Origin of the sequence: Lysinibacillus sp. RS10, assembly GCF_041956855.1 — a bacterium.
Classification (GTDB): domain Bacteria; phylum Bacillota; class Bacilli; order Bacillales_A; family Planococcaceae; genus Lysinibacillus; species Lysinibacillus xylanilyticus_A.
Genome location: NZ_CP167122.1, coordinates 224776 through 248960, shown reverse-complemented (window position 1 = coordinate 248960; position 24185 = coordinate 224776). Strand labels below are relative to the sequence as shown.

Here is a 24185-nt window from a genome sequence, read left to right as displayed (position 1 = left end):
GTGTTTCAAAACAATATAGGTATTTAATATTATAATTAAAGAAAAATTAACCAATTTAATATATAGTATTTTAAATTCACCCAAACCTTAACAAATGTCATCCGCAACTTTTGAATAAGAACCAAAAAATACCAACATCAATAACTTTAACATATAGCTAAACTATAGTAAATTCATTCTTTCTGCAAGATTTACAGCATCGGTACGCGAATCTACATTCAACAAAGAAAACAACTGTGTTAAGTATCTCTCTGTTGTTCGCTGAGGAATATTTAACTCTAAAGCAATGGCTTTGTTCGTGTGTCCTTTAGCAATCAATCTTAAAATTTTCTTTTCTTTTTCATTTAAGTGGATATCGAGCTTCGCATCCTGCAGTTTAAATCGATTATCGAGAAAATCCAAGAAATTTTGCGGTAAAACAATTTCACCATTTGCAATAGCTCTTACAGTTCGTAATATTTGTTCTTTGGAGGCTGTTTTAGCTAAAATACCTTCTATTTTTCGTTCCAAAATAAGTGGATAATAATCTGTAATATCATCACCTGTATAAAGGATAATTGAAGCATTTGACTGGATAGCTTTTATGTTGCGGGCTAAGTTAATACCATTTTCTAATGGCATATTTATATCAATTAAGTAGATATCATACGGCTTGTTTTTAATTCTCTGTATGACATGAGTTGCATCACTTTCTGTATCAACTATAATATCTTCATTTTCTTGAAATAACTTTTTCGTTCCCTCTAACACAATAGGGTGATCATCCACTATAAGCATCGTAATCAAGTGTGTCACTTCCTTCTTTTACTGTAATTCTAATAGACATTCCTTCATTCACTTGTGAATCGATGTAAAAATACCCGTTAAAGGCCTTTACACGCTCTTGCATACCCCGAATTCCCATCGATTCTGCCACAATAATATCATCAACATTACAGCCTACACCATCATCCTTATAAATAATTTTAAAACCATCGCCCATTTCTTGAAGATGAATGGCAACTGTTGTTGCATAGGAATGTTTCATAGCATTGTTGAGTAATTCTTGAAATAATCGATAGATCATTAAATTCATACGCTCATCCTCTAAATAAAGACGATCTATCTTATAAAACAACTCAAAGCTTGCTCTTTCTATTACTTTGCGAATTAGCTTTTCTAATGCTGCATTTAGCCCTAATGTATCTAATAATGGAGGCTTCAAGTTTTCACAATAAGCTCTTAATTCATGTAAAGACGCAACCATCTGCTTATGAATCTTCACAAGTTTTTGTTGAATATCGGCAGGATCCTTTGCATTTACCAGAACATCAACTTCCCGAGCAATATGTAGCTGTTCTTGTAAATTAGTGTCATGTAATTCTTGAGCTAATTGATATTTCTCCTCTTCAAATCTTAACCATAGTAGCTTGTTTAACCAAGGTAATTGACTATCATCTGCCTGTCTCATATGCTTTAGTTCCTCTAACAGTTCTTCCACCATCTTTGTATTTTCAATAAAATTATTTACATATAATAAAAGCAATTCAAGCCATAGAAGCTCTTCATCTTTTATATGAATCGAGTTATTATGTTCCAATACTAAGGCTCTTTTAAAATGAGCATCTTGATGGAGGAAGGCTAAGTAGATGTTCTCAATTTTCCGTATTTCCCCTAATTTTATATCCTCTATTAACGCTGGATTAATTGAAAGCCTTCCCTCAATCGTTGAAGTAAATTGATTAGTGTCATAGTCATAGGTTAATACAAATACATGCTCTAGCTCAAGATGTAATGAAACCTCATGTGCAAACTTCTCTAGAAGCTCATTTATTTTAATCGTTTTACCAATTCTATCTACAGCAGTATATAGTTGATGTATATAATCCCCTTTTGTCGAAAATAAAATTTTTCGTTTTCGATAATCGACCTTCTCTTTTATGTAAAAAAGAACAATTAACGATGTAAAAGTAAAGCATGAAACACATGTTAATACGGGTATAGTTAAATATTTTCCTGCAATCCAATACAAACCTACTGTAAACCATAACGTAAATATCAATGAAAAGATTATATAATAACGAAGTCTTGTAATATGGTATTCAATATCAAATAATCGTTCTGCTAACTGTGTAAAGATAAAGCTAAAAGGAATAAGCAATAAAAATAAAGAGCTGGTTTCACCTGAAAGAATATACGTATCAAAAAGAATTTCAGGGAGTGAATACAAAAAAAGAAATGGCAGAAACGGTATCAATATACTACTTAACAATATTTTCAACTTAGGTGATTTATATTTGAAATAGCTTAGTAATAAGATACTAAGTATAATAAGAAGAAGAATAAAGAAAAGGGTTAATACTACATCATTAAAAAAATAATAAGAAGCTGGATAGAAAACACTAATACTGGCCAGTAAAAAAGCGATTACAGGGAATATATAAAAGAATTTAATATTATTTGTAAACGGCCAATTTATTTTTATAAATAAATGATAATCTCTTAAAAAATGTAATAATAAGACTAAACATAATACCATACTGCTACGATTTACTATAATCCCAATTCCGTTTACTCTACTAGATACTCCACTACTTACATAAGCTAATGCAACAGTTAGCATAAAAAGAATAAGTAAGTTAGTAAGCTTTGTATTTTTTTGATTAAAATGTAGATAGACCGTAATGAATAGAGTTAAAACATAATAACAAAGTGGAATTATGAATATATAGTAGAATTGGTGAGGAATATCTAAATGTTTGATATGTATGTCTTGTATATCTCCATTTGGCTTCATTATTGTTATTTTATTAGCTGCCATTATTTTAGATTTATATTTTAGCTGATTTAGATGATCCATTGGCACATCATCTACTCTTAAAATAACATCATCCGATGAGATATTTCTCCATCCCGTCCAGTCTTTATAGTAAGGTTGCGTTACTCCCCACTTGCCATTCTCTTTTTCTACCTTAATTTCTAATAGCGGCGCGCTATAATTCACATAATTCATATAAAGTCCAATCACTAAATAGAGCATTATAGCGGGCCAAAATAACTTACTACTCAACGTTTTTACTCCCAAAATTTACTATCCAACTCTATTTCACTACTAAACGCATCTAAAATTGCTTTTTGTTCTACAGACGAAATTTCAATCAATGAGGCTTTTTGTGTTTTTAATGGAGCAACTAGGTCTGGATTTTGTTCTAGATATTGAATTACATTCATCAAACAACTCTCTCCTCATTTCATTAGCTTTTTTAGGAAGTCTTTACCTAATTCGTTTATAGCCACATTTTCAAGATTATTTAATGCTTTAAACTTGTAAACATTTTTTATAGTAATTGCATAACGTATTGCACCACCATGTGTCAACTCGTTTTCTGTAGCATTATTATCTAAAATTGCATCTATATCACCGTTGTAATAATTTATTACAGCTTTAGAAACATCATTTTTCTGTGATAAAAGATAAATAATAGGCAATGAGTATCTTTTATTTAGCAGATCATTTTTAGGTCCCCAAGCTTTTAAACTTTGAACATCATTTTTGATTTGTTGGATAATACCTATGTATTTCCCATACTCCTTAACCTCGGAAGATATTTCTCCTTTTGCAAGCACTTCACCAATTAAACAACCCATTGCTGTTAAAGAACCCGACTTTTGGTCAATCATTTGTAAATATGATTGCTCATCCCTACAAATATTAAGTAAATCTAGCTGCTGACCATTTACACTCCGTAATGCATATTCTTCTAGTATCTGAATAGCAGTACCTTTATGTTCGAAAGAAGTTCCACTTATAATTCTAGAAGCCATAACTAGCATAGATACAGCAACATTTAACGATAATTCAGGTGTTTTACTCCAGCTATAGTTCGAATCCTGATCCTGTATGTCATCGATAATATCAAAGGACAAAATTAAAAGTTCAATCGCTGCAGCAATTTTATAAATGTCCTCGTTCAAACAATCCGTAAATGCTTCATAATGCCAATAACAAATTTCACCAAACGAATAACCAACTTCTTTTTTTTCTTCCTTAAAGCTTTTAAGCATTGATCGTAGTTCATAACCTATCAATGCCTCGTTTTTAATAAGAATGTCCAATGATTCATTAATCCGTTCGTTCAGTCCCTTCAATAGTCCTCTCCTCCCCTAAATATATTATCAAATAGTATACAGATTAATGGGAATTAATACTATACAAAAAAATATAAAGTAAATATTTTACATATACACTCATCATCAAAAGTAGTAATGATATATGTTAAAACGTATATCATGCACATTAAGTTAGTTGGCGTTTAGACCGGTCAAATCTTTAGGAATCAGCGGTACAGACGAACTCTGAAGCGAGCTACTAGAGGAACGAAGGTGTAAAGCACTCAGTAAAAAACGAAAATCAACCCCACGTTATGGCGATGACTCTATATACCGCCAAAAAGTGGCGGTATCTCTGGAAACCACGCCATTCTTTTGTTAAGGAATAGTAAAAAAAGTGGCGGTGTTGTATGATTGACCGCCATTTTTTGGCGTAAACCCAACATTGAAATGGCGTCCTTACTGATGATACGCTTACATTAAGCTAAGACAAATTTATTGTATTGCACGTAACGCTATCTTTGATTAATTCAAAGCTAAAATATTGGAACAATTTAAAACTACTAGCAAGGAAAATCGCCAATACTGGGAGTGATTGAAATGAAAAATGAAGTAAATGAAAACGTTCTAATACTTACGGCTACTTTTTCCTGTACAATTCGTGTCTCTGATGAAGAAATCAACATTAAAAAGCTTTCGAATGAACAGCAATATATTGAGCAAATAATTATTCATGCCGAGCAACAAGCGTACCAAGAAACGTTAGCAGAGTATAATAACCTGCCTACATTTTCAAATCTTATTTGCGATATTCCTAGATTTGAGGCTACTTTTTTGCAAAAGCTCGACACTTTTATTGAGCCCTATGGAATTTTAAGAGTATCTGAAGAAAGTCTGTCTATGTTGCCTTTAATAGGTCCATTTACGTCTGGATTGAACATACATGCACCTATCATCTATACCTCTCCAAGCTATAGTATCATAAATGCAAGAGGCTATCGCTCTAGCACTTCCTCTAGTGTAAATGCTGTAAAAATAGGCGAACCGGTCGGCTTACCTGATTATCTCAATAATTTAGAATTAGAAATGGATATACCCTCTTCAGGGAAATCTATTACTATGAAGGAAGCAAATTGGACACCTAAACAATCGACTGCCCATTTTATAGGGGTTTCCATTAATGACAGCGGTATTTCTTTTAACATTACTGCGGCATTTAATTCATGGAATAGAGCGTCCATTAAACACTAGGTTTAGGTTTTAAGCGTCACTAAAACCGTTATGTTGGTTAAACCCAGACACATTTATATCGAGGCATAATTAATTTATTTTCGAGCTCCCACTGCTATAAATAATAGGGATGGCACAGTTGCAAATGCGCCTCCCCATCCTATCTGACTTTCTATCCGTCACTTTTGTTTCTACTTACATCCTACAAAGGAGAGACGGCCTGCTATGCCTCTACGCAGAATCAAAAAAAGTGCCTCAAATGAATTTTGAGACACCTTTAATTATTAACCTTTTACATAATAAACTTCTTGACCGCTTTCGATCATGTAATCGGGTTTCGGTTTACCTGCACTTGCTTTATGACCAGCAACATGCTCAGGGTGCTTCTCCCAATTTTTCCATGCCTCTTCTGATTCCCAACGAATCACAATTAGCACTTCCTCATCACCACGGCGTACTTTTTTTTCGAGTACTTGCTTATCAATAAAACCTGGTTGTTGTTCAAGTAATGTTGGACCATCTTCTTTTGCACCAAAGCGCTCAATAATTTTATCCGAATGCCCTTCTGTAACGACAATACGTTTAATTTGTACAAACATATTATTTAAACGCCTTTAAAACGTCATCAATTTTTTGAGTTTCAGAAGTTAAACCGCCACCAGATAAATACCAAACTTGTGAATCTAAATAGAAGATTTTATTGTTTTTCGCAGCGTTAGTAGCCCCAACGATTTCGTTTTCAATCGCAGCTTTCGTACCAGACTCACCTTCAGGGTTTACAGCAGAGTCACGGTCAACAACAAATAAAACATCTGGATTTGTCTCACGTACATACTCGAAGCTTACATTGTCGCCATGTGTTTCAGCTTTAATGTTTTCATCAGCAGCTTTTACACCAAATACATCATGAATTACACCAAAACGTGAACCAGGACCATATGCAGATAATGAACCTTCAGATCCTAAAACGATTAGAGCTTTTTCATCAGATGAAGCTGTTTTAGCTTTAACTTCTTCTACTTTTGCTTCGTATGCAGCAAATGCATCAGCAGCTTCTTTTTCTTTACCAAAGATTTTACCAGCTAATTCAGTATTAGCTTTGAATGATTCCATGAAATTAGCATTATCTACACCAACATATACAGTAGGCGCAATTTTAGATAATTCTTCGTAAGCAGGAGCTTGACGACCAGAAATGAAAATAATATCTGGATTCATTGAAGATAATGCTTCAAAATCAGGCTCTTTTAAAGATCCCACATTTACATAAGTTGTATCTGAATATTTGCTTAAATAGCTAGGAACTGTTTTTTGAGGAACACCCGCAACTTCGACGCCTAAAGCATCTAAAGTATCAAGGAAACCATAGTCAAATACTACAACATTCTTTGGTTGTTCTTTAAGAGTTACTTCTTCAAATGTACTCTCACCATTAGTGCTACCTGGAATTGTGATTGGGTAAGCTGCAGCTTCTTCCTTTTTCTCTTCAGCAGGCTTACTATCAGTTTTAGAATCTGTATCCTCTTTTTTTGCATCGTCCTTTGAGCCGCAAGCAGCTAATACTAATAGCATCATCGCCATTAACACAGTAAGAAACTTCCAATTCTTCATTGTAAAATTGCTCCTTTAACATTATTATTTATTATTCAGATGGATATAACCATCCATTATTACTTCTATGAGTTAAAATACACGCAAATACGACAACCATTCTGTTCTTGAACGGGGATATCCATATCATAGATTTCCTTAAGCGCATCAGAGTTAATGATGTCATTTGTTGGACCGTCTTTGACAACACGTCCATTTTTTAATGCGACAATATGATCAGAGTATACGGAAGCAAAGTTAATATCGTGTAATACGATGATCACTGTTTTCCCTAGCTCATCAACCAGCTTACGCAAAATTTTCATGATTTGCACAGAGTGCTTCATGTCCAAATTATTGAGCGGCTCATCAAGCAAAATATAGTCTGTGTCCTGTGCAATAACCATTGCGATAAATGCACGTTGACGTTGACCACCTGATAATTCATCCAAATAATTGTGCTGCATATCATCTAAATTCATATATTGAATTGCCTCGTCTACCTTTTGCTCATCCTCTGGCTTTAAATTCCCCTTTGAATAAGGAAAACGACCAAATGAAACAAGTTCACGAATTGTTAGGCGTACATTCATATAATTTGACTGCTTTAAAATCGATACACGCTTCGCAAAATCGTCCGACTTCCAATGACGTACCTCGGATTTATCGAGTAATACTTCTCCAGTGTCTGCATTAAGTAAACGGCTTACCATTGAAAGCAATGTTGATTTACCTGCACCATTCGGTCCAATAAAAGACGTAATTTTCCCTGGTGCAACGTCGACACTGACATCTTGAATGACCGGTTTTTTTCCAAAATATTTGGAGATTGCTTTTACTTGGATCATCCTGCTGACCTACTTTCCTTCAATAATAAGTAGATGAAGTACACACCACCTACAAAGTTTATAATAACGCTAAGTGTTGTATCAAAATTAAAAATACGTTCGACCATCCACTGTCCACCGACTAAAGCAATCACACTCATCACACAAGAACCTGCGATTAACACAGAGTGCTTGTACGTCTTAAAAAATTGATACGATAAATTTGCCACGATTAAGCCAAAGAATGTAATAGGTCCAACAAGAGCTGTAGAAACGGCGATTAACACCGAAGATACTATGAGCATACGCTGTACAAGCTTATCATACGGTACCCCTAGGTTAATTGCTGTATCACGACCAAGGGACATTACGTCTAATTGGTTCATGTGACGCCAACCATATATAAAGGTAATGATTATGACAACAGCTGCAAGCCACACTAAATCCGAATTCACATTATTGAAGCTTGCAAACATTTTACTTTGTAAGCTTAAAAACTCATTCGGGTCTATTAATACTTGGAAGAACGTTGATACGCTTCCTAAAAACGTTCCGACAATCATACCGACAAGCAGCAAGAAATAAATCGGGCGTTTTCCTTCCTTGAACAATACACGATAAAAAATTAACGCAAAGACAACCATGGCTAAAACAGCTAGTACGAAATTGTATTTGGCGTTAATGACGAATATCGACATCGAGCCAAAGAAGTAATAGATGAACGTCTGAACCAACATATATAATGCATCAAGTCCCATTACACTTGGCGTTAAAATACGGTTATGTGTAATCGTTTGGAAAACCACTGTTGAATAAGCAATCGCAATCCCCGTTAACGACATCGCAAACACTTTAATAAGGCGACGAGGGAACGCATAATGATAGTTACCATTAAGTTCATAAAATACATACAGTAAAATAGAAGCTACAGCCAGCCCTAGTAAAATCAACATTTTTGTACGGTTACGCATATGCTTTCCCCCTAAACAACATAAATAGGAAGATCGCACTTCCGATGACGCCTACCGTCATACTAATTGGAATTTCATAAGGGAAAATCAGTACACGCCCTATAATGTCACATATTAATAAGAAAGACATCCCGAGTAACGCTGTATGAGGCAATGTCTTAGCGAGATTATCCCCTTTGAACAAGGAAATTATATTGGGAATGATTAAACCAAGGAATGGAATCACGCCAACAGTAAGTACCACTGTCGTTGAAATAAGTGCTACTAGCACTAAACCTAAATTCATAACGAATTTATAGGAGAGACCAAGGTTTTTTGCAAAATCCTCCCCCATTCCAGCCACTGTGAAGCGATTCGCATACATGTAAGCTATAATCAGCACGGGTACACTTATGTATAAAAGCTCATAACGACCTTTCATCATTAATGAGAAATCTCCTTGTAACCATGCAGAAATGTTTTGGATAATATCCGCCTTATACGCAAAGAACGTTGTAATCGACGAAAGGATATTCCCAAACATTAAGCCAATAAGCGGTATAAAAATCGCATCTTTAAACTTTATTCGATTTAATATTTGCATAAACAATAATGTGCCGGCTAAAGCAAATATGAAAGCGAAGGTAATTTTTTGAAAATACGTGACATTTGAGAAAAACATCATCGAAATTAGTATACCCAACTTAGTAGCATCTAAAGTACCTGCTGTTGTTGGTGACACGAACTTATTCCTACTTAAGCTTTGCATAATTAAACCAGCAATACTCATACCTGCACCTGCTAACAAAATTGCTACAAGTCTCGGTATACGACTAATTAAGAATAGTCTAGTTTCTTCTGATTCGAAGTCTAAAAGGTCGCTAGGTTTAATATCTACTACACCGATAAATAGTGACACAATTGACAACACTACAGTTGCTGTTAAAAGATATCTTATTTTCATTGTAATCCCCGGTAGATTCATTTTTGCTCGTAATTGACTTTTTAATGAAAACGATTATCATTACTTACGATTCTCATTATAAGCATGTTTCTATTCTCAGTCAACCTTCAATTGAGAATTGATATCGTTTTATTCAAGAAACCTTAAAAAACACGCTATAATAACGTAATTTTCGTGGTTTCTATTATTTTCGAGGTTGAATAGCTCTACATTTCCCATACACATAAAAAGGTAATTGAGAATAAAATACTAATCCCTTCTCAATTACCTCATCAATTAAGCCATTTGTCGAACTCCTCTGATCCATGCAACAACAATAAAAACTACTAAAATAAAACCAACATACCCCATTACAGCATATAACTTTGCTACAAGCGTCGTAAAACCAGCAAGGCTTGCTAAAAAACCCAAACCACCAATAAAGACAGCAGCTATTTTAAAACTAGGCCTGCTCGGTTTTAAAAATCTTACCATGAAAGAATAGAACATCCCCACTGCTGTATTATAAATCATCCCTAATAGAGAAATTGACATTAGTAGACCGACTAGAGGATGAATCTCATTTGCTAAGACTAGCATCGGTATATCTATACCAACGATTACATTCATTTTCGCAAGAAGGGAAAGGTTAATAAGCAAAATTAAAGCTCCTAGCAAAATCCCGCCAATAACGCCTCCCATCCCTGCCACTTTCTCATTGCGGATAGATCCACACATAACAGTTAATAGCGAAAAACATACACCGATATTAAAAGACATATACAGTAAGGCCGTAACCCACCAACTTTTAGAGCTTGCCTGTGCTTGCCGTGCAATAACAGCTTGTTCTACAAAAGTTAAATCCATCGTAGCTAATGAATAGACCGCAATGATCGATACAATTGTTAGCAGATAAGGTGTGGCAATAGCAATAATGTTTATAATGCTTTTCATATTCATCATAACTGTCGCTATAGTAAGTACAATCATGCAAATACTCCCCAGCCAAACTGGCAGTCCAAACATTTGTTGAAAAGTAGCACCCGCTCCTGCAAACATGATTACTGCTACACCAAATAAGAAGAGCGACAGTAAACAATCCATCACAAAACCTACAGTATTACCTGAAATTTGATAAATCAAATCCTTATGTGATTTCGTACGTAGCCTTGAGCTAATTTGTGCAATGCACATCCCTACTAAAGCAAATCCAATCGTAGCAATAAGTGCACCATAAATTCCATAAAAGCCATAGCTCGTAAAATATAGTACGATTTCCTGTCCTGATGCAAACCCCGCACCGACGATAATTCCTACATAGGCACCACCGATTTGCAAACTTTTTTTCAATCAGTTCTCTCCCCGTTTATCCTGTATTCAACTACCATTCAGAGCGGGCAGGATCCCCATCTGAATGAAGTTTCACTTTATCGATAGGTCTTCTTGCTGATTGTTAACTGATCTATTACTTTCATATTAGGCTCATATCCGATTCCAATAGATTTCGGCACATGTATATAACCATCTTCTACAACTACTTCCGGAATAATTACATCCTCATACCAATAATGGCTAGAGCCGGCAGTATCTCCGGGCAATATAAAATTCGCGAGTGATGTTAATGCAATATTATGCGCTCGTCCGATTCCCGCCTCTAACATACCACCACACCAAACAGGAATATTATTTACTTCGCATAAATCATGAATTCTCCTAGCTTCCGTTAAACCGCCAACACGCCCTATTTTGATATTGATTACCCCACAACTACCAAGCTCTATCGCTTTTCGAGCATCCTCATAGGAGGTGATGCTTTCATCTAAGCAAATAGGCGTTTTTAACTTTCTCTGCAGCTTAGCATGATCGACAATATCATCTACTGCTAATGGCTGCTCAATCATTAATAAATTAAATGCATCAAGTTGCTGCAATACATTCATATCGTCCAATGTATAAGCCGAATTAGCATCTACCATTAATGGCAAATCTGGCATCTCAGCTCGAATAGCACGAATAACTTCTACATCGTGACCAGGCTTAATTTTTACTTTTACTCGTTTATAGCCTTTATCTACATGACCTTTTAATAAATCAATTAATGCCTCTGTAGAAGATTGAATACCTACGCTAACGCCTACCTCTATTCGCTCCTTATCTCCACCTAACGCTTGAGCAAGTGATTGTTTTGTTTGCTGAGCATAAATATCCCATATAGCCCCTTCAATAGAGGCCTTCGCCATGCAATTACGACGAATAGAGGAAAACAATGTACTGACTTCATCTGGATGCCCAATCTCTTTATGTAACAAGATGGGTATCAAAAAGTCTTCAAGCATATGCCATGTTGTTTTTAATGTCTCTTCTGTATACCAAGGCGCTACAAAGGCAACAGCTTCTCCCCATCCTACAGTCCCCGATTGATCTTTCGCTTCTATAAGTAAGAACTCTTTTTCATCAATTGTGCCAAAACTCGTTGAAAATGGTGCTTTCATAGGCATTTTTATATGCCGCACTGTAATCTGTTCTAGTTTCACAAAAATTCACTCCTTATCCTCATTATAAAGCTAATAAGGAGCGTCTGACTAACAGATAGCTATGCACATATTCATCATGCTTTTTCATTCGAACAATCGCATAATTTTGTTCAAATAATATCGTTAAAATAGTACGAACTTTATAACGCCAGTCCTCTGCAAGTTTAGGACTCTCTACTTTTATCTTTTGTGAAAATTGAGGAATAGGTAATAAATAGGCGTCCTTATAAAATGATTGATCTCGCCGAAATTCACTATCAATATCGAGCACAGGTAAACCATCCACCGTCAAAGACCACGATACAATCCCTTCAGCTTCTTCTTCCAATTCGTCTAGTGAATCCTCCACTTGATCGCGTTCAATCCACCACTCTATTACAATACGATCTGAAGGTAGCCCCTCGTTAAAATCATCCTGGAGTGGACCATAATAATCATTTTCATACTGATAACTAAAAGCATTGAGCTTCAAAAATGATAAATTAGCCATCCGTGCTTCTAGCGGATCAAATAGCCATCGTACAAGTTGAAATCCATGTTCTTTTGCATATTCTTGCTGGGCATGCTTTAATAATTCACCTACACCTTGTTCACGATATGTTTTCTCCACCCCAATCATGTGTGAGTGTAAATACATCATCCCTTCACGGCAACCAACAAAACAATAATTAAAGCCAATTAGCTTTTCACCCAAATATGCTCCAAGCACAAGTCCACCATTTTGTACAACTGCTAACAATTGATGCAAGGGAATAGCCTGACTCCCCCAAATTTCCGCGTTCAAGGTTTGTACTTCCGCAATCTCTGTAGATGTCATTATTTTTTGTATACGCACTCTTTTTAACATTATGCTGAATCCTCCTTTGTTTTCCCCGATGCTAGCGCTAACAATACTGCTCTTGTAAGGATCTCAACTCCTGTTACTAGCCTTGCCTGCTTAAATCTCATCTTTGGATGATGTAATCCTGGTGTTAATCCACAGCCTAAACCTAACATTGTAGATTTTAAATGCGGCCTTTGAACAGCATAATGATGAAAATCTTCTCCTCCTGGTGTACGTACTGGCTTTCTTAGTTTCGACAGCCCCACCGCTTGAACAATTGCCTGTTCCATAATATATTGAGCAGTTAGGTCTACCTCAGCTGCTACTACATTTGCTACAGTACGTAATTCAATCTGTACCTTATACAAAAGCTTAGCGGAGTCAATGACTCGCTTTACTCCTTGGGCAAGGGCGTCCATCACATCATTTTGTTGAGCGCGAATATCAATGGTGAACGATGCACTCCCCGGAATAATATTGCCAGAGTCTCCTCCCGCTTGGAATTTTGTCATCTTAATTGATACCGGAACCATTGGATCTGTATGAATCGTTCTTAAATCTTCTATAATAGTCGCCCCTACTTCAATCGCATTTACGCCGAGATGCGGTCTTGCAGCATGGGCATCTTCTCCAATAATTTCTCCTTCGAGCAATCGAGAGGCTCCATGATACAACGCAGCACAATATGTACCATCTTCCAGCTCATGGACAGGTCTTACATGAACACCAAATAAAAAGTCTAAATCATCAATGATTCCTTCTTTTAAAACAGCTAAAGCACCTGTCCCTTTTTCTTCAGCTGGTTGAAAAATAACACGAATTGTACCGTTGAATGATTGAGCAAGCTCTTTCAAAAGTAATAGCGCACCAATTGCCATCGTCATATGACCGTCATGCCCACAGGAGTGATTCGCTCGAAATTCGCCATCTACCTCCTGCCATAGCGCGTCAATGTCCGTACGCAAACCAACTTTAGGCTCACCATTTCCCACATCAACATAAAGCCCTGTAATGTTTTTAAAGCGCACCGGCGAAAAACCTTCGCGTGTTAGTAAATCAAAAATATAATTTGTGGTTTCTATCTCATGCCAGCTTATTTCCGGGTTCGCGTGTAAATACGTGAAAATCTCCATTAATCTCGGCCTCAAACGATTCAAAGCTTCCTTCATAGCACCAACCCCCTGAATTTTCATACTATTAAGATTATTATAACGAAAATAAAATCTTTTCTACAAACTTATACCCACATTCAGCAAATCTATTCCACGAAAAAACCAATCACACTCAGACTGTGAATAAATAGATCACATCTATAACGCTGGATTCATTTCCGTTCCGACTCAGCTCTATCGTAAAGCGTCCGATGAGTTGCTTGGAGCAACATGGATTTTTGTGCGTAAGTGTAGCGGTAGCAACATCACGAAGGCATTATTACAGGACATGATGCTTTATGATGCTCTATTTATAGTTCTATCCGTCACCTTGGCTCTTCTTTCCGTCGCTTTGTCGGGGCTATCCACGATTTTGGCTGTTTTATCCACGACTTTGACGGTTCTATCCACGACTTCGGCTGCTCTATCCACGACTTTGACGGTTCTATCCGTCGCTTTGGCTCTTCTTTCCGTCGCTTCGATAGCTCTATCCGTCGCCTTGGCTCTTCTTTCCGTTGCTTTGTCGGGGCTATCCACAATTTTGGCTGTTTTATCCACGACTTTGACGGTTCTATCCGTCGCTTTCACCTTTCTTTCCATCACTTAGGCTCTTCTTTCCGTCGCTTCGATAGCTCTATCCGTCACCTTGGCTCTTCTTTCCGTTGCTCTATCGGGGCTATCCACAATTTTGGCTGTTTTATCCACGACTTTGACGGTTCTATCCACGACTTCGGCTGCTCTATCCACGACTTTAACGGTTCTATCCACGACTTCGGCTGCTCTATCCACGACTTTGACGGTTCTATCCGTCGCTTTGGCTCTTCTTTCCGTCGCTTCGATAGCTCTATCCGTCGCCTTGGCTCTTCTTTCCGTTGCTTTGTCGGGGCTATCCACAACTTTGACGGTTCTATCCACGACTTTGACGGTTCTATCCACGACTTCGGCTGCTCTATCCACGACTTCGGCTGCTCTATCCACGACTTTGACGGTTCTATCCGTCGCTTCGGCCTTTCTTTCCATCACTTAGGCTCTTCTTTCCGTCGCTTCGATAGCTCTATCCGTCACTTTGGCTCTTCTTTCCATCACTTAGGCTCTTCTTTCCGTCGCTTCGATAGCTCTATCCGTCACTTAGCTCTTCTATCCTCCACTCCAGCTCTTCTAAATTTTCCATGCCCCTTAATACAAAAAAAGGTGTGAGTACAGTTATTTAAATAACTGTACTCACACCTTTTAATTAGTTAATACCTCGCATAGCTTTTGAAATAATCGGCGAAAGTATTAAGATTATAATCCCTAAAACAATAGATAAGAAACCTAAGAAGCCGAAGTACGTGAATTCACTTACCGCTTCATAAACCTTTACAAGCTGTGCGTTAATAGCTTGCGCTGCGGCACTTGTTAAAAACCATAGTGACATTGTTTGTGCAGCAAAAGCCTTTGGAGCCAATTTTGTAGTGGCTGATAACCCCACTGGAGATAGTAATAGCTCCCCAATCACAACTAAGAAGAATGATAGTACTAACCACCATGGGCTTACTAAAGTTTCCCCACCTGATAAATATGCTGGAATCATCATAACTAAGAATGATAATCCTGCGAAGAATAACGCAAATGCAAATTTACGTGGTGTAGATGGTTGTTTATCACCCAATTTTAACCACAACGTTGCAAATAATGGCGCCAACGTAATGACGAATAATGGGTTTAACGATTGGAACCAGGAAGATTGAAGCTGGAAGCCGCCAACATTCAACTGTGTACGTGAATCAGCATACGTAGCTAAAATTGTAGCGCCCTGCTCCTGGATCGCCCAAAACATCACTGCTGATAAAAACAACGGAATATATGCAAGTAGACGAGACTTCTCATCATTTGTTGTTTTTTCACTGCGATACATAACAATAAAGAACACGGTTGGAATGATAACCCCAAGAGCCGTAATGATTAAACTAAAAACATCCACTGTCAATACACCAGTTTTGATGCCAATCCCACCTACGATGATGATCAGTAAAGCAGCAATTCCGAATCGTGTAAAGACTCTTTTTCGCTCTTCAGGCTTTAATGGATTGTTTACTTGTAAGCCTGCTTTGCCTAAATATTTTTTCTCTGTTAATTTATAAACAATTAAACCAATTAACATCCCTAACCCTGCCATACCGAAGCCAAGGTGGAAACTATACTTTTGTCCAATTGTTCCGACAATAAATGGTGCAATGAATGCCCCCATATTAATACCCATATAGAAAATTGAAAAACCTGCATCACGACGATTATCAGTTTCAGCATAAACATCTCCAACAACGCTAGAAACATTCGGTTTTAATAAGCCTGTCCCGATGACAATAAAGGCCATTGACGCAAATAACATGCCCACGCCACCAGGTAACGCTAGCAGTAAATGACCAATCATAATGAACACGCCACCATAGAAAATAGTTCTACGTGTACCTAACAGTCGATCGGCAATCCAGCCACCAATTATTCCCGACATATAAACAAGTGAGCCGTAGATGGCCATAATGGAGTTCGCTGTTCCACGATCCAGACCTAGACCGCCTTCATTCAATTCATAATACATAAAGAAAATCAGAATTGCTCGCATACCATAGTATGAGAATCGTTCCCAAAATTCTGTGAAAAATAATGTAAAGAGCCCTTTAGGGTGTCCGACAAAGCCATTTTGAGGGACGGATTTTACAATTTCATCTTTAGTAGACATAAAAATATCCTCTCCCAATTTCATTATTTAATAAAAATATTATTACCCATTGATAAGGATAAAAAACTTTATTTCATCATACTAAAGTGTTTTAAAAACTTTTTCAAGAGTTTTAAAAAATGTTGAAAATTTATCACTTTTCTATATATTCTGAATGATTTTTCTGTAATTATACCAAAACCATTGATATTCCTAAGTTTTTTACTCCTCGATACATACTAAATTACAAACCCCACAAAAAATTATTCTAAAATATATTATAGTCAGATTTTTTATTTTTTTAACAAACTAGCTAGGATTATCTGAAATTTCATGTGCCGCGATACAAAACTGCTTTCACGATGACGTATTTTAACAAAAAAAGCATGCTAGAAGCGAAGTACCTCTGGCATACTTTTAGAACAATAATGTAGTTGGTTATTTAATTACAAATTGCTGATATTTTGCATAATCCGCTTCTTTTACCTCTAGTGTTAGCAACGTACCATTTTCTTCATATGCTGTTTCATAGACAGAGGCATGTTCATTTAAATAAGATACGATATTCCCCTGTTCATACGGAATAAGCATTTTACATGTTATATAATCAGAGAAAATATGCTGACGTATCATTTGTAGTAATTCCTCTAATCCAATCCCTTGCTTCGCTGAAATCCAAATATTATCACCGCTGACAACAGGGTGTGGGACGTTTGCTATATCAGCTTTATTATATACATAAATTGTCGGAATCCCCTCAACACCGACCGCTTTAAGCGTTTCATTTGTTACTTCCATCATAAAACCGTGCTCAGAATTAGAAACATCCACAACATGTAATAATAAGTCGGCATCGCGAGCTTCTTCTAATGTTGAGCGGAACGCCTTTACTAGATGATGTGGTAGTTTGCTGACGAAACCAACTGTATCTGTTAATAAGAATGTCTTTTTATCTGGCAATTCTATTTGACGGACAGATGTTTCAAGTGTGGCAAAAAGCATATCCTTTTCAAACACTTGTTTATGATCTTCTTGCCCTATCTTAGCAAGTAGCTGATTCATAATAGTTGACTTACCAGCATTCGTATAACCAACAATGGAAACGACAGGGATAGCGTTTTTGCGTCGTTGCTTACGCTGCGTCTCTCGTTGTTCCTTTACATGCTCTAGCTCCTTCTTAATTTTCGCAATCTGATCCTCAATTTTTCGACGGTCTAGTTCTAGTTTTGTTTCACCAGCACCACGGTTTTTAAAGCCACCACCTGTGCCACCACCTTGACGGCTGAGAGACGCATGCAAGCCGACTAATCGCGGTAGCATATATTGCAATTGAGCTAACTCGACCTGCATCTGTGCTTCACGTGTTTTAGCACGACGTCCAAAAATATCCAAAATCAACATCGTTCTATCAATAACCTTCGTCTCTAAATCACGCTCTAAATTACGGATTTGTGAAGGTGATAATTCATCATTAAAAATCACTAAATTCGCTTGTGCTTCATCATAAAAGTTTTTTATTTCTTCAATTTTACCAGTACCAACATAATGAGATGGCGTAATGCGCTCTAAGTTTTGCGTGATAATGCCAGCAACTTCAACATTTAAAGCTTCAGCTAAATTTTCTAGCTCTTCCATTGAATAATCAAAATGCTCATCATTCCGTAAATTTACGCCAACCAAAATGGCTTTTTCCAATAAAATATCTACTTCTTTAATTCTATCCATCCACAAACCTCCCACCAATACCTTAGTACTACTACGACAAATTTTCTCCATCTTACCATATAATGCACTAATCCGCGTCGTTTAAAAGCTAACTCTTGCTTTTACTAACGTTCATACCTAAAAATGCGCCCTCCTAAGCAAAAGGCGCATTCTCATTCATTTACTACCGTTCTTCTTTTAGTAATACTTCAGTACGATTGAATTCGTCTTCAATATCCTTATTCGGTTTATAAGTTACAATACTGACAACTACCGCAACGATTAAGCACACTAAGAAACCTGGAACAATCTCATATAAGGCATCTGATAAAACGTCAATTTTCCCCCAGATAAAAGCTGTTGCAGCCCCTGTCACCATCCCACTGAGTGCTCCGTAATTCGTTAATTTTCTCCAATATAGTGACAGCAATATTACAGGACCGAACGCCGCACCGAAGCCAGCCCAAGCGAAGCCCACTAAGTTTAAAATAGAACTGTCTGGGTTCCATGCTAAAAACGCTGCGACAATAGCTACAACTAAAACAGCGACACGACCAATAAAGACATAATGCTTATCGTCCGCTGTTTTATTAAACAACGCTTTGTAAATGTCTTCTACAAGCGCTGACGAAGTAACAATTAATTGTGATGAAATGGTACTCATTACTGCGGCTAATATAGCAGCTAGCATGATGCCTGCAATAAATGGATGGAATAATATTTGACCAAGCACAATAAATACTGTCTCAGCGTCCTTTAGCTCACCTGCATTTTGCTCAAAATATGCAACACCTACCAAAGCTGTTGCAAGTGCCCCTAATAGGCTTAACATCATCCAACCAATACCGATACGACGAGCCTGCTTTGTTTCTTTCACTGAGCTAATGGCCATAAAGCGTACGATAATATGTGGTTGTCCAAAATAACCTAGTCCCCATGCAAGTGATGAAATAACGACTGCTGCTGTTGCAGTGGAAGGTAATAAGCTCAAATGTTCAGGATCCACCATTTTAATGGAGTCTATTGTGTCTCCAATTCCACCTGTTAAAAATAATCCGAATAACGGTACAGTAATAAGCGCTAAAAACATAATTAAACCTTGTAAAAAGTCTGTATAACTAACCGCTAAAAATCCTCCAAATAATGTATATGCCACAACAACCCCAGATACAATTAATAAGCCCGTGTGATAGTCATATCCAAAGGAACTATCGAAAAACTTGCCTCCTGCTACCATTCCTGAAGAAACATAAAATGTAAAAAAGATTAAAATAATAATACCTGACGCAATTCTTATTAACTTTGTATTGTCACGTAAACGATTATCTAAATAACTCGGAATGGTAATTGAGTCATTAGAAACTTGTGTATATACACGCAACCTTGGTGCTACCAATAACCAATTCAAATAAGCGCCAATTGTTAAACCAATGGCAATCCAAGCCTCAACAAGTCCATTTAAATAGATTGCACCTGGCAAACCCATTAACAACCAGCCAGACATATCTGCCGCACCTGCGCTCAACGCTGTGACAGCAGGACCGAGCGAACGCCCACCAAGCATGTAATCCGTTAAATTCGATGTTTTAATAAATGCATACCAACCGATCCCTAGCATAGCGACCATATAAATAATAATTGCAAGTAATTGATACATGTTTGCTGACATATTTCTCCCCCTCTTTCCCAGTTAGTCTTCTTTAGTAAAAACCTTATAATAAAAATACCACAAATATGGCTCAATCATAACGTGTGGTTGATTTCCGTTCCGACTGGGCGCTTTCCTGGGGGCGTCCGATGAGCCGCTTCACTCGCGTTGCTCGCTGTAGGGTCTCATCTGTGACGCTGATCCCCAAGGAGTCGCCCAGTCTCCACTCCAATCAACTTATACACAATACATATATCTTAACAAATGTCATCCACAACTTTTGGTGAAGATCAACAAATAGACAATTCAACCTATAATCATTTAGAAAACTATTTCCGAAATGTAAAGTAACATTGTACTGCATAAAATGTGATAAACTAGTGCCATCTATTACACGATAAAGAAGGCGAAATGTATGACATTTGAAGAAATGAAAGCCCAGCTTATGGAGCTAATTTTACAACAGCAGCTCGTAACTGCTACAATCAGTCAACCTCGTATGAAATCAAACGAAGTAAAACGTATCAAACTAAAGCCTCTATTGCTTAAGGATGTTTATCATATACAAATTGAATACCAATTTGAACGTATTTTAAAACACGAAAACATTCTATTAGAAGATTTCCCTGCGAAGCTAGAAGCAATTTTTAACGATTACCGTCAAGCACATATTGATTTTATGGATGCGAAAGTACATGTACAACTGTCAAAAAAGAACAAAGTACTATGGAAATCTGATAAATCCTCGGCTCCAAAGCAAGTAAACTTAGGGCATAATCGCAAGAAAAACTATTTACTAGCTGAGGATAAGCCATACCCATTTTTAATTCGTCTTGGGGTGCAAACAGAGGAAGGAAAAGTAAAAAAACAAAAATACGATAAATTTAAACAAATTAACCGCTTCATCGAATTTATAGATGATGCATTAACATATTTACCAAAGGATCGTCAGGTTCGTATTTTAGATTTCGGCTCAGGCAAATCCTATTTAACATTCGCCCTATACCATTATTTAAAAGTTGAAAAAGGCTTAGATATTCGTGTCACTGGCTTAGATTTAAAGAAAGAAGTCATTGAAGAATGTTCACGAATTGCACAGGATTTAGGCTATGAGCAACTCGAATTTCTAGTAGGAGATATTAATGATTACAATGATGAGTCTGCTGTGGACATGGTAGTGACGCTTCACGCCTGCGATGTTGCTACAGATATGGCATTAGCTCGCGCTGTAAAATGGGGAGCGAGCGTTATTTTAAGTGTTCCTTGTTGCCAGCATGAGCTAAATCGCCAACTTAACACACCAGCACTTGATATCATGCTTCAGCACGGCCTAGTACGGGAACGTTTCGCAGCGCTCGCAACCGACGCAATCCGAGCAGAAATTTTATCACTAGTTGGCTATGAGGCTCAATTGCTGGAATTTATTGATATGGAAAATACACCGAAAAACATTCTAATCCGAGCATATCGTACAGGCAAAAAGCCAAGCGTGGAGCAACGTGCTAACTATGATGCATTTTTAAAAATACTAAATGCCTCACCATTTTTAGCAAATGAGTTACAAGAGTACTTGTAACCTATTCACGGATATTTGTGATCAAAGTGAGCGTATTTGACTCCTTGCTGCTCGTATCTCTAAATTTTGTTCAATCAAATTGAAAGGGCGGTCCAAAAACATCTGGACCGCCCTTTCAATTATAGTTCTTGTCGTAACGCTTGGATTACGTCAATTTTAGTGGCCTTACGTGCTGGGCGATAGCCTGAAATCATCGCTACACCAATACTAATCGCTGATGCAATAATAACAAGCTGCCACGGAATTAATGAAAATGTAATATCACTCTTACTAAAAGCATCTTCACCTGTTGCTGCTTCAAGAATTAAAGGCAATGCAGCATTTGCCACAAAACTAACCACATACGAAATTGCTACAGCTATCAAAGTACCCACAATACCGATGAAGGTGCTTTCCATTAAGAACAATCGTTGAATAAGCTTCGGACTTGCCCCGATTGCCTTTAAAACACCGATTTCACGAGTACGCTCTGTAACTGCCATAGTCATAGTATTGAAAATACCAATTGATGCGATTAATACAGCAATTGTTCCTACAAATATTAAACCGATTTTTAACACTAGGAAAAATACATTCATTTGCTCCAATTCTTCAGTAACCGAGTATACGCTATAACCTTTGTCTTTTAGTTTGTCTAATATCGGCTTAACATTTTCCATACTATCAGCAAAAATATTAAACTCCGAATAAAACATTTCATCCTCTTTAACATCACCCGCTACTAAATTTGCAGCTAACACAGGCTTTTGCTCTACATCCACATAAACTGAGTTATTAATCATCCAATCATTAGAAGGCTTCTCCATCACACCGACAATTGTATATTTCATCTTCTCTGTCTCTTCTACAGTATCCGTATTAGGAACTAAAGACATTTCAATCTCTTTACCAATTAAAGAATCCTTATAACCTTCTTCATTGCCATCATAATACGTGCCTTCCGCTTCAGCTTTTTTATTTTTTTCAACAATAATATTGCGCTCAGCATCATTTAATAATGTTTGAGCAAAATGATAACCTACAATGATTTCGTTCGACTTTGATGGATACTTCCCTTCCGCAAGCTTGCCATTCACTTGTTCAAAATTCTGCATATTAGTAACGTATAAATTAGAGTTTGTATCACGTCCCTCAAAAAATGAGTGTGCGGGTGCATTGACAGTAATCGTTTCGAGCACCGTTTCCACATGCTCTATACCTTTTATTTCATGTATTTCATCTTCAGTAAATTGTTTATCGCCAAACACTTGAATTTTCGTAACTTTTTCATTCGATAGTATTTCATTGCGTAATGAATCTTGAAGCCCAAATCCGACTGATGCAAGGACAATTAAAAATGCACAGCCCATTGTTGCTGCTAACACAGTCATAAAAACGCGTAATTTATTTTTCTTTATATGCTGTGTTACAAAATCTAATTGATCTTTAAATAACATGCTATGCTTCCTCCTTCACAAGCTCACCATCGTACATACGGAAATGTCGATGTGCTATTGTTGCTACTTCCTCGTCGTGAGTAATGATGACAAATGTTAAACCAAGCTCACGGTTTAAACTTTGAATAAGCAACAATATATCTTGCTCTGTTTCTGAATCAAGACTTCCTGTCGGCTCATCCGCCAACAAAATAGGTGGATTTGTAATCAGAGCTCTGGCAATACTAACACGCTGTTGCTGACCACCTGATAATTCATTTGGGTAATGGTCTGCCACCTCCGTTAGACCCACCTTGTCCATTATTCTTTTCACCTTTGCTTTACGCATAGCTTTCTTAGTACCCTGTAATTTTAATGGCAATTCTATATTTTCAAACGCCGTTAAGCCAGGCATCAGTTGAAAGTTTTGAAAGATAAATCCGAACTGTTGCAAGCGAAAAGCTGCACTCTCTGCTTCCGTGAGATTAGCTATTTCCTTTCCGTTTATCTTAATAGACCCTTGTTCAGACTTCATAAATCCAGCTAACGTTTGTAATAAAGTTGATTTTCCAGAGCCACTTTTACCAACAATTGCGACAATCTCCCCTTTTTTCACCTCGAAGTTGACACCTTTTAATACCGGAACCTGTTTTTCCTTGCCTTTTTTTCCTATTAAAAATGTATGTTGTAAGTTCTCGACTTGAATCATTGTCAAATAAACGCCCCTTTCTCATGCTTTCTCCATTGTAGTCAAGAATTCTTAATAAAGTTGAAGGATAAAAATGAAGATATTCTTAAGAAAAAGGGAAAACTATTAGCAAAGGGACACCTTTACATTTCCTTTACAATTCAACTGATATTTTTCCGAAATATTATGTCCAGATAGTATAATTTGTGTATTAAACAGCAAATATAAATCTTTAAAAACACTATTTTAAAGTGTTTATCTGTATTAATAAAAACAAACACAGGGATATTTTCATTATTTTGTGAACAATTTGTAT

The 24185-nt window shown here is 36.9% G+C and carries 22 protein-coding genes; 4 read left to right on the top strand and 18 right to left on the bottom strand.

Annotation, left to right across the window (positions count from 1 at the left end):
* Positions 1–162: 162 nt before the first annotated feature.
* From ACB089_RS01380 to ACB089_RS01365, 4 genes are read right to left on the bottom strand one after another with little or no spacing between them, the layout of a single operon-like run.
* Entirely contained in the window at positions 163–777 is a 615-nt protein-coding gene (locus ACB089_RS01380) for a response regulator (protein ID WP_374967638.1), read from the bottom strand.
* On the bottom strand, positions 761–3019 hold the full coding sequence (locus ACB089_RS01375; protein WP_374967637.1) for a sensor histidine kinase: 2259 nt from the start codon (positions 3017–3019) through the stop codon (positions 761–763). The genes ACB089_RS01380 and ACB089_RS01375 overlap by 17 nt, the downstream gene beginning before the upstream one ends.
* Before the next feature lie 35 nt (positions 3020–3054).
* On the bottom strand, positions 3055–3210 hold the full coding sequence (gene comX / locus ACB089_RS01370) for a competence pheromone ComX (protein ID WP_374967636.1): 156 nt from the start codon (positions 3208–3210) through the stop codon (positions 3055–3057).
* 15 nt (positions 3211–3225) lie between these two features.
* Complete coding sequence (locus ACB089_RS01365; protein WP_374964926.1) at positions 3226–4128, bottom strand: polyprenyl synthetase family protein; 903 nt, start codon at positions 4126–4128, stop codon at positions 3226–3228.
* Positions 4129–4689: 561 nt separating this feature from the next.
* Here ACB089_RS01365 and ACB089_RS01360 point away from each other — a divergent pair.
* Entirely contained in the window at positions 4690–5340 is a 651-nt protein-coding gene (locus ACB089_RS01360) for a hypothetical protein (RefSeq protein ID WP_374964924.1), read from the top strand.
* A gap of 263 nt (positions 5341–5603) precedes the next feature.
* Here the strand turns inward: ACB089_RS01360 and ACB089_RS01355 are convergent, their stop codons facing one another.
* The 9 genes from ACB089_RS01355 to ACB089_RS01315 all read right to left on the bottom strand — a co-directional run bounded on the left by ACB089_RS01355 (position 5604) and on the right by ACB089_RS01315 (position 14155).
* Positions 5604–5918: an antibiotic biosynthesis monooxygenase family protein gene (locus ACB089_RS01355; protein ID WP_374964922.1), complete on the bottom strand. Its 315-nt coding sequence runs from the start codon at positions 5916–5918 to the stop codon at positions 5604–5606.
* Between the two features lies 1 nt (position 5919).
* Positions 5920–6930 carry a siderophore ABC transporter substrate-binding protein gene (locus ACB089_RS01350; RefSeq protein WP_374964921.1) on the bottom strand — a complete coding sequence of 337 codons (1011 nt, stop codon included), beginning with the start codon at positions 6928–6930 and terminating at the stop codon, positions 5920–5922.
* Between the two features lie 65 nt (positions 6931–6995).
* A complete protein-coding gene (locus ACB089_RS01345; protein WP_068984914.1) occupies positions 6996–7757 on the bottom strand; it encodes an ABC transporter ATP-binding protein in 762 nt (253 codons plus the stop codon).
* Complete coding sequence (locus tag ACB089_RS01340; RefSeq protein ID WP_368637575.1) at positions 7754–8707, bottom strand: iron chelate uptake ABC transporter family permease subunit; 954 nt, start codon at positions 8705–8707, stop codon at positions 7754–7756. The genes ACB089_RS01345 and ACB089_RS01340 overlap by 4 nt, the downstream gene beginning before the upstream one ends.
* Positions 8700–9650 (bottom strand): ABC transporter permease, encoded by a 951-nt coding sequence (locus ACB089_RS01335; protein ID WP_068984916.1) that lies wholly within the window; start codon positions 9648–9650, stop codon positions 8700–8702. The genes ACB089_RS01340 and ACB089_RS01335 overlap by 8 nt, the downstream gene beginning before the upstream one ends.
* A gap of 276 nt (positions 9651–9926) precedes the next feature.
* Positions 9927–10979, bottom strand: coding sequence for a hypothetical protein (locus ACB089_RS01330; protein WP_374964918.1), 1053 nt, complete (start codon positions 10977–10979; stop codon positions 9927–9929).
* Positions 10980–11056: 77 nt separating this feature from the next.
* The gene (gene menC / locus ACB089_RS01325) at positions 11057–12163 is read right to left on the bottom strand and encodes an o-succinylbenzoate synthase (RefSeq protein ID WP_374964917.1); all 1107 of its coding nucleotides are present in this window, start codon (positions 12161–12163) and stop codon (positions 11057–11059) included.
* Between the two features lie 22 nt (positions 12164–12185).
* Positions 12186–13010, bottom strand: coding sequence for a GNAT family N-acetyltransferase (locus ACB089_RS01320; protein ID WP_374964915.1), 825 nt, complete (start codon positions 13008–13010; stop codon positions 12186–12188).
* Positions 13010–14155, bottom strand: a complete 1146-nt coding sequence (locus tag ACB089_RS01315; protein ID WP_374964914.1) for a M20 peptidase aminoacylase family protein — start codon at positions 14153–14155, stop codon at positions 13010–13012. Before ACB089_RS01315 ends, ACB089_RS01320 begins: the two co-directional genes overlap by 1 nt.
* 223 nt (positions 14156–14378) lie before the next feature.
* Between ACB089_RS01315 and ACB089_RS01310 the strand changes: the two genes are divergently transcribed.
* The gene (locus tag ACB089_RS01310; RefSeq protein ID WP_374964913.1) at positions 14379–14744 is read left to right on the top strand and encodes a hypothetical protein; all 366 of its coding nucleotides are present in this window, start codon (positions 14379–14381) and stop codon (positions 14742–14744) included.
* A gap of 81 nt (positions 14745–14825) precedes the next feature.
* Complete coding sequence (locus tag ACB089_RS01305) at positions 14826–15164, top strand: hypothetical protein (RefSeq protein ID WP_374964911.1); 339 nt, start codon at positions 14826–14828, stop codon at positions 15162–15164.
* 207 nt (positions 15165–15371) lie between these two features.
* On the opposite strand, the gene ACB089_RS01300 is transcribed toward ACB089_RS01305, so the two are convergent.
* The 3 genes from ACB089_RS01300 to putP form a co-directional block, all read right to left on the bottom strand.
* Positions 15372–16859 (bottom strand): peptide MFS transporter, encoded by a 1488-nt coding sequence (locus tag ACB089_RS01300; protein WP_374964910.1) that lies wholly within the window; start codon positions 16857–16859, stop codon positions 15372–15374.
* A 417-nt stretch (positions 16860–17276) separates the two neighbouring features.
* Positions 17277–18563, bottom strand: a complete 1287-nt coding sequence (gene hflX / locus ACB089_RS01295) for a GTPase HflX (RefSeq protein ID WP_374964908.1) — start codon at positions 18561–18563, stop codon at positions 17277–17279.
* A gap of 163 nt (positions 18564–18726) precedes the next feature.
* A complete protein-coding gene (gene putP / locus ACB089_RS01290) occupies positions 18727–20211 on the bottom strand; it encodes a sodium/proline symporter PutP (protein ID WP_374964906.1) in 1485 nt (494 codons plus the stop codon).
* Positions 20212–20605: 394 nt separating this feature from the next.
* On the opposite strand from putP, the gene ACB089_RS01285 reads away from it, so the two are divergent.
* Entirely contained in the window at positions 20606–21766 is a 1161-nt protein-coding gene (locus ACB089_RS01285) for an SAM-dependent methyltransferase (protein WP_374964904.1), read from the top strand.
* 119 nt (positions 21767–21885) lie between these two features.
* Here ACB089_RS01285 and ACB089_RS01280 read toward each other — a convergent pair whose 3' ends face one another.
* Entirely contained in the window at positions 21886–23202 is a 1317-nt protein-coding gene (locus tag ACB089_RS01280; RefSeq protein WP_374964903.1) for an ABC transporter permease, read from the bottom strand.
* A 1-nt stretch (position 23203) separates the two neighbouring features.
* A complete protein-coding gene (locus ACB089_RS01275; protein WP_374967635.1) occupies positions 23204–23890 on the bottom strand; it encodes an ABC transporter ATP-binding protein in 687 nt (228 codons plus the stop codon).
* Between the last annotated feature and the right edge of the window lie 295 nt (positions 23891–24185).

What these genes read in the sequence shown, in the direction of transcription:
- ACB089_RS01315 (WP_374964914.1), bottom strand. Translation starts at nt 14,155, where the DNA reads ATGAAGGAAGCTTTGAATCGTTTGAGGCCGAGATTAATGGAGATTTTC.
- ACB089_RS01355 (WP_374964922.1), bottom strand. Translation starts at nt 5,918, where the DNA reads ATGTTTGTACAAATTAAACGTATTGTCGTTACAGAAGGGCATTCGGAT.
- ACB089_RS01320 (WP_374964915.1), bottom strand. Translation starts at nt 13,010, where the DNA reads ATGTTAAAAAGAGTGCGTATACAAAAAATAATGACATCTACAGAGATT.
- ACB089_RS01340 (WP_368637575.1), bottom strand. Translation starts at nt 8,707, where the DNA reads ATGCGTAACCGTACAAAAATGTTGATTTTACTAGGGCTGGCTGTAGCT.
- ACB089_RS01375 (WP_374967637.1), bottom strand. Translation starts at nt 3,019, where the DNA reads ATGCTCTATTTAGTGATTGGACTTTATATGAATTATGTGAATTATAGC.
- comX (WP_374967636.1), bottom strand. Translation starts at nt 3,210, where the DNA reads ATGAATGTAATTCAATATCTAGAACAAAATCCAGACCTAGTTGCTCCA.
- ACB089_RS01335 (WP_068984916.1), bottom strand. Translation starts at nt 9,650, where the DNA reads ATGAAAATAAGATATCTTTTAACAGCAACTGTAGTGTTGTCAATTGTG.
- ACB089_RS01280 (WP_374964903.1), bottom strand. Translation starts at nt 23,202, where the DNA reads ATGTTATTTAAAGATCAATTAGATTTTGTAACACAGCATATAAAGAAA.
- ACB089_RS01285 (WP_374964904.1), top strand. Translation starts at nt 20,606, where the DNA reads ATGACATTTGAAGAAATGAAAGCCCAGCTTATGGAGCTAATTTTACAA.
- hflX (WP_374964908.1), bottom strand. Translation starts at nt 18,563, where the DNA reads ATGGATAGAATTAAAGAAGTAGATATTTTATTGGAAAAAGCCATTTTG.
- ACB089_RS01275 (WP_374967635.1), bottom strand. Translation starts at nt 23,890, where the DNA reads ATGATTCAAGTCGAGAACTTACAACATACATTTTTAATAGGAAAAAAA.
- ACB089_RS01345 (WP_068984914.1), bottom strand. Translation starts at nt 7,757, where the DNA reads ATGATCCAAGTAAAAGCAATCTCCAAATATTTTGGAAAAAAACCGGTC.
- ACB089_RS01350 (WP_374964921.1), bottom strand. Translation starts at nt 6,930, where the DNA reads ATGAAGAATTGGAAGTTTCTTACTGTGTTAATGGCGATGATGCTATTA.
- putP (WP_374964906.1), bottom strand. Translation starts at nt 20,211, where the DNA reads ATGTCAGCAAACATGTATCAATTACTTGCAATTATTATTTATATGGTC.
- ACB089_RS01360 (WP_374964924.1), top strand. Translation starts at nt 4,690, where the DNA reads ATGAAAAATGAAGTAAATGAAAACGTTCTAATACTTACGGCTACTTTT.
- ACB089_RS01300 (WP_374964910.1), bottom strand. Translation starts at nt 16,859, where the DNA reads ATGTCTACTAAAGATGAAATTGTAAAATCCGTCCCTCAAAATGGCTTT.
- ACB089_RS01380 (WP_374967638.1), bottom strand. Translation starts at nt 777, where the DNA reads ATGCTTATAGTGGATGATCACCCTATTGTGTTAGAGGGAACGAAAAAG.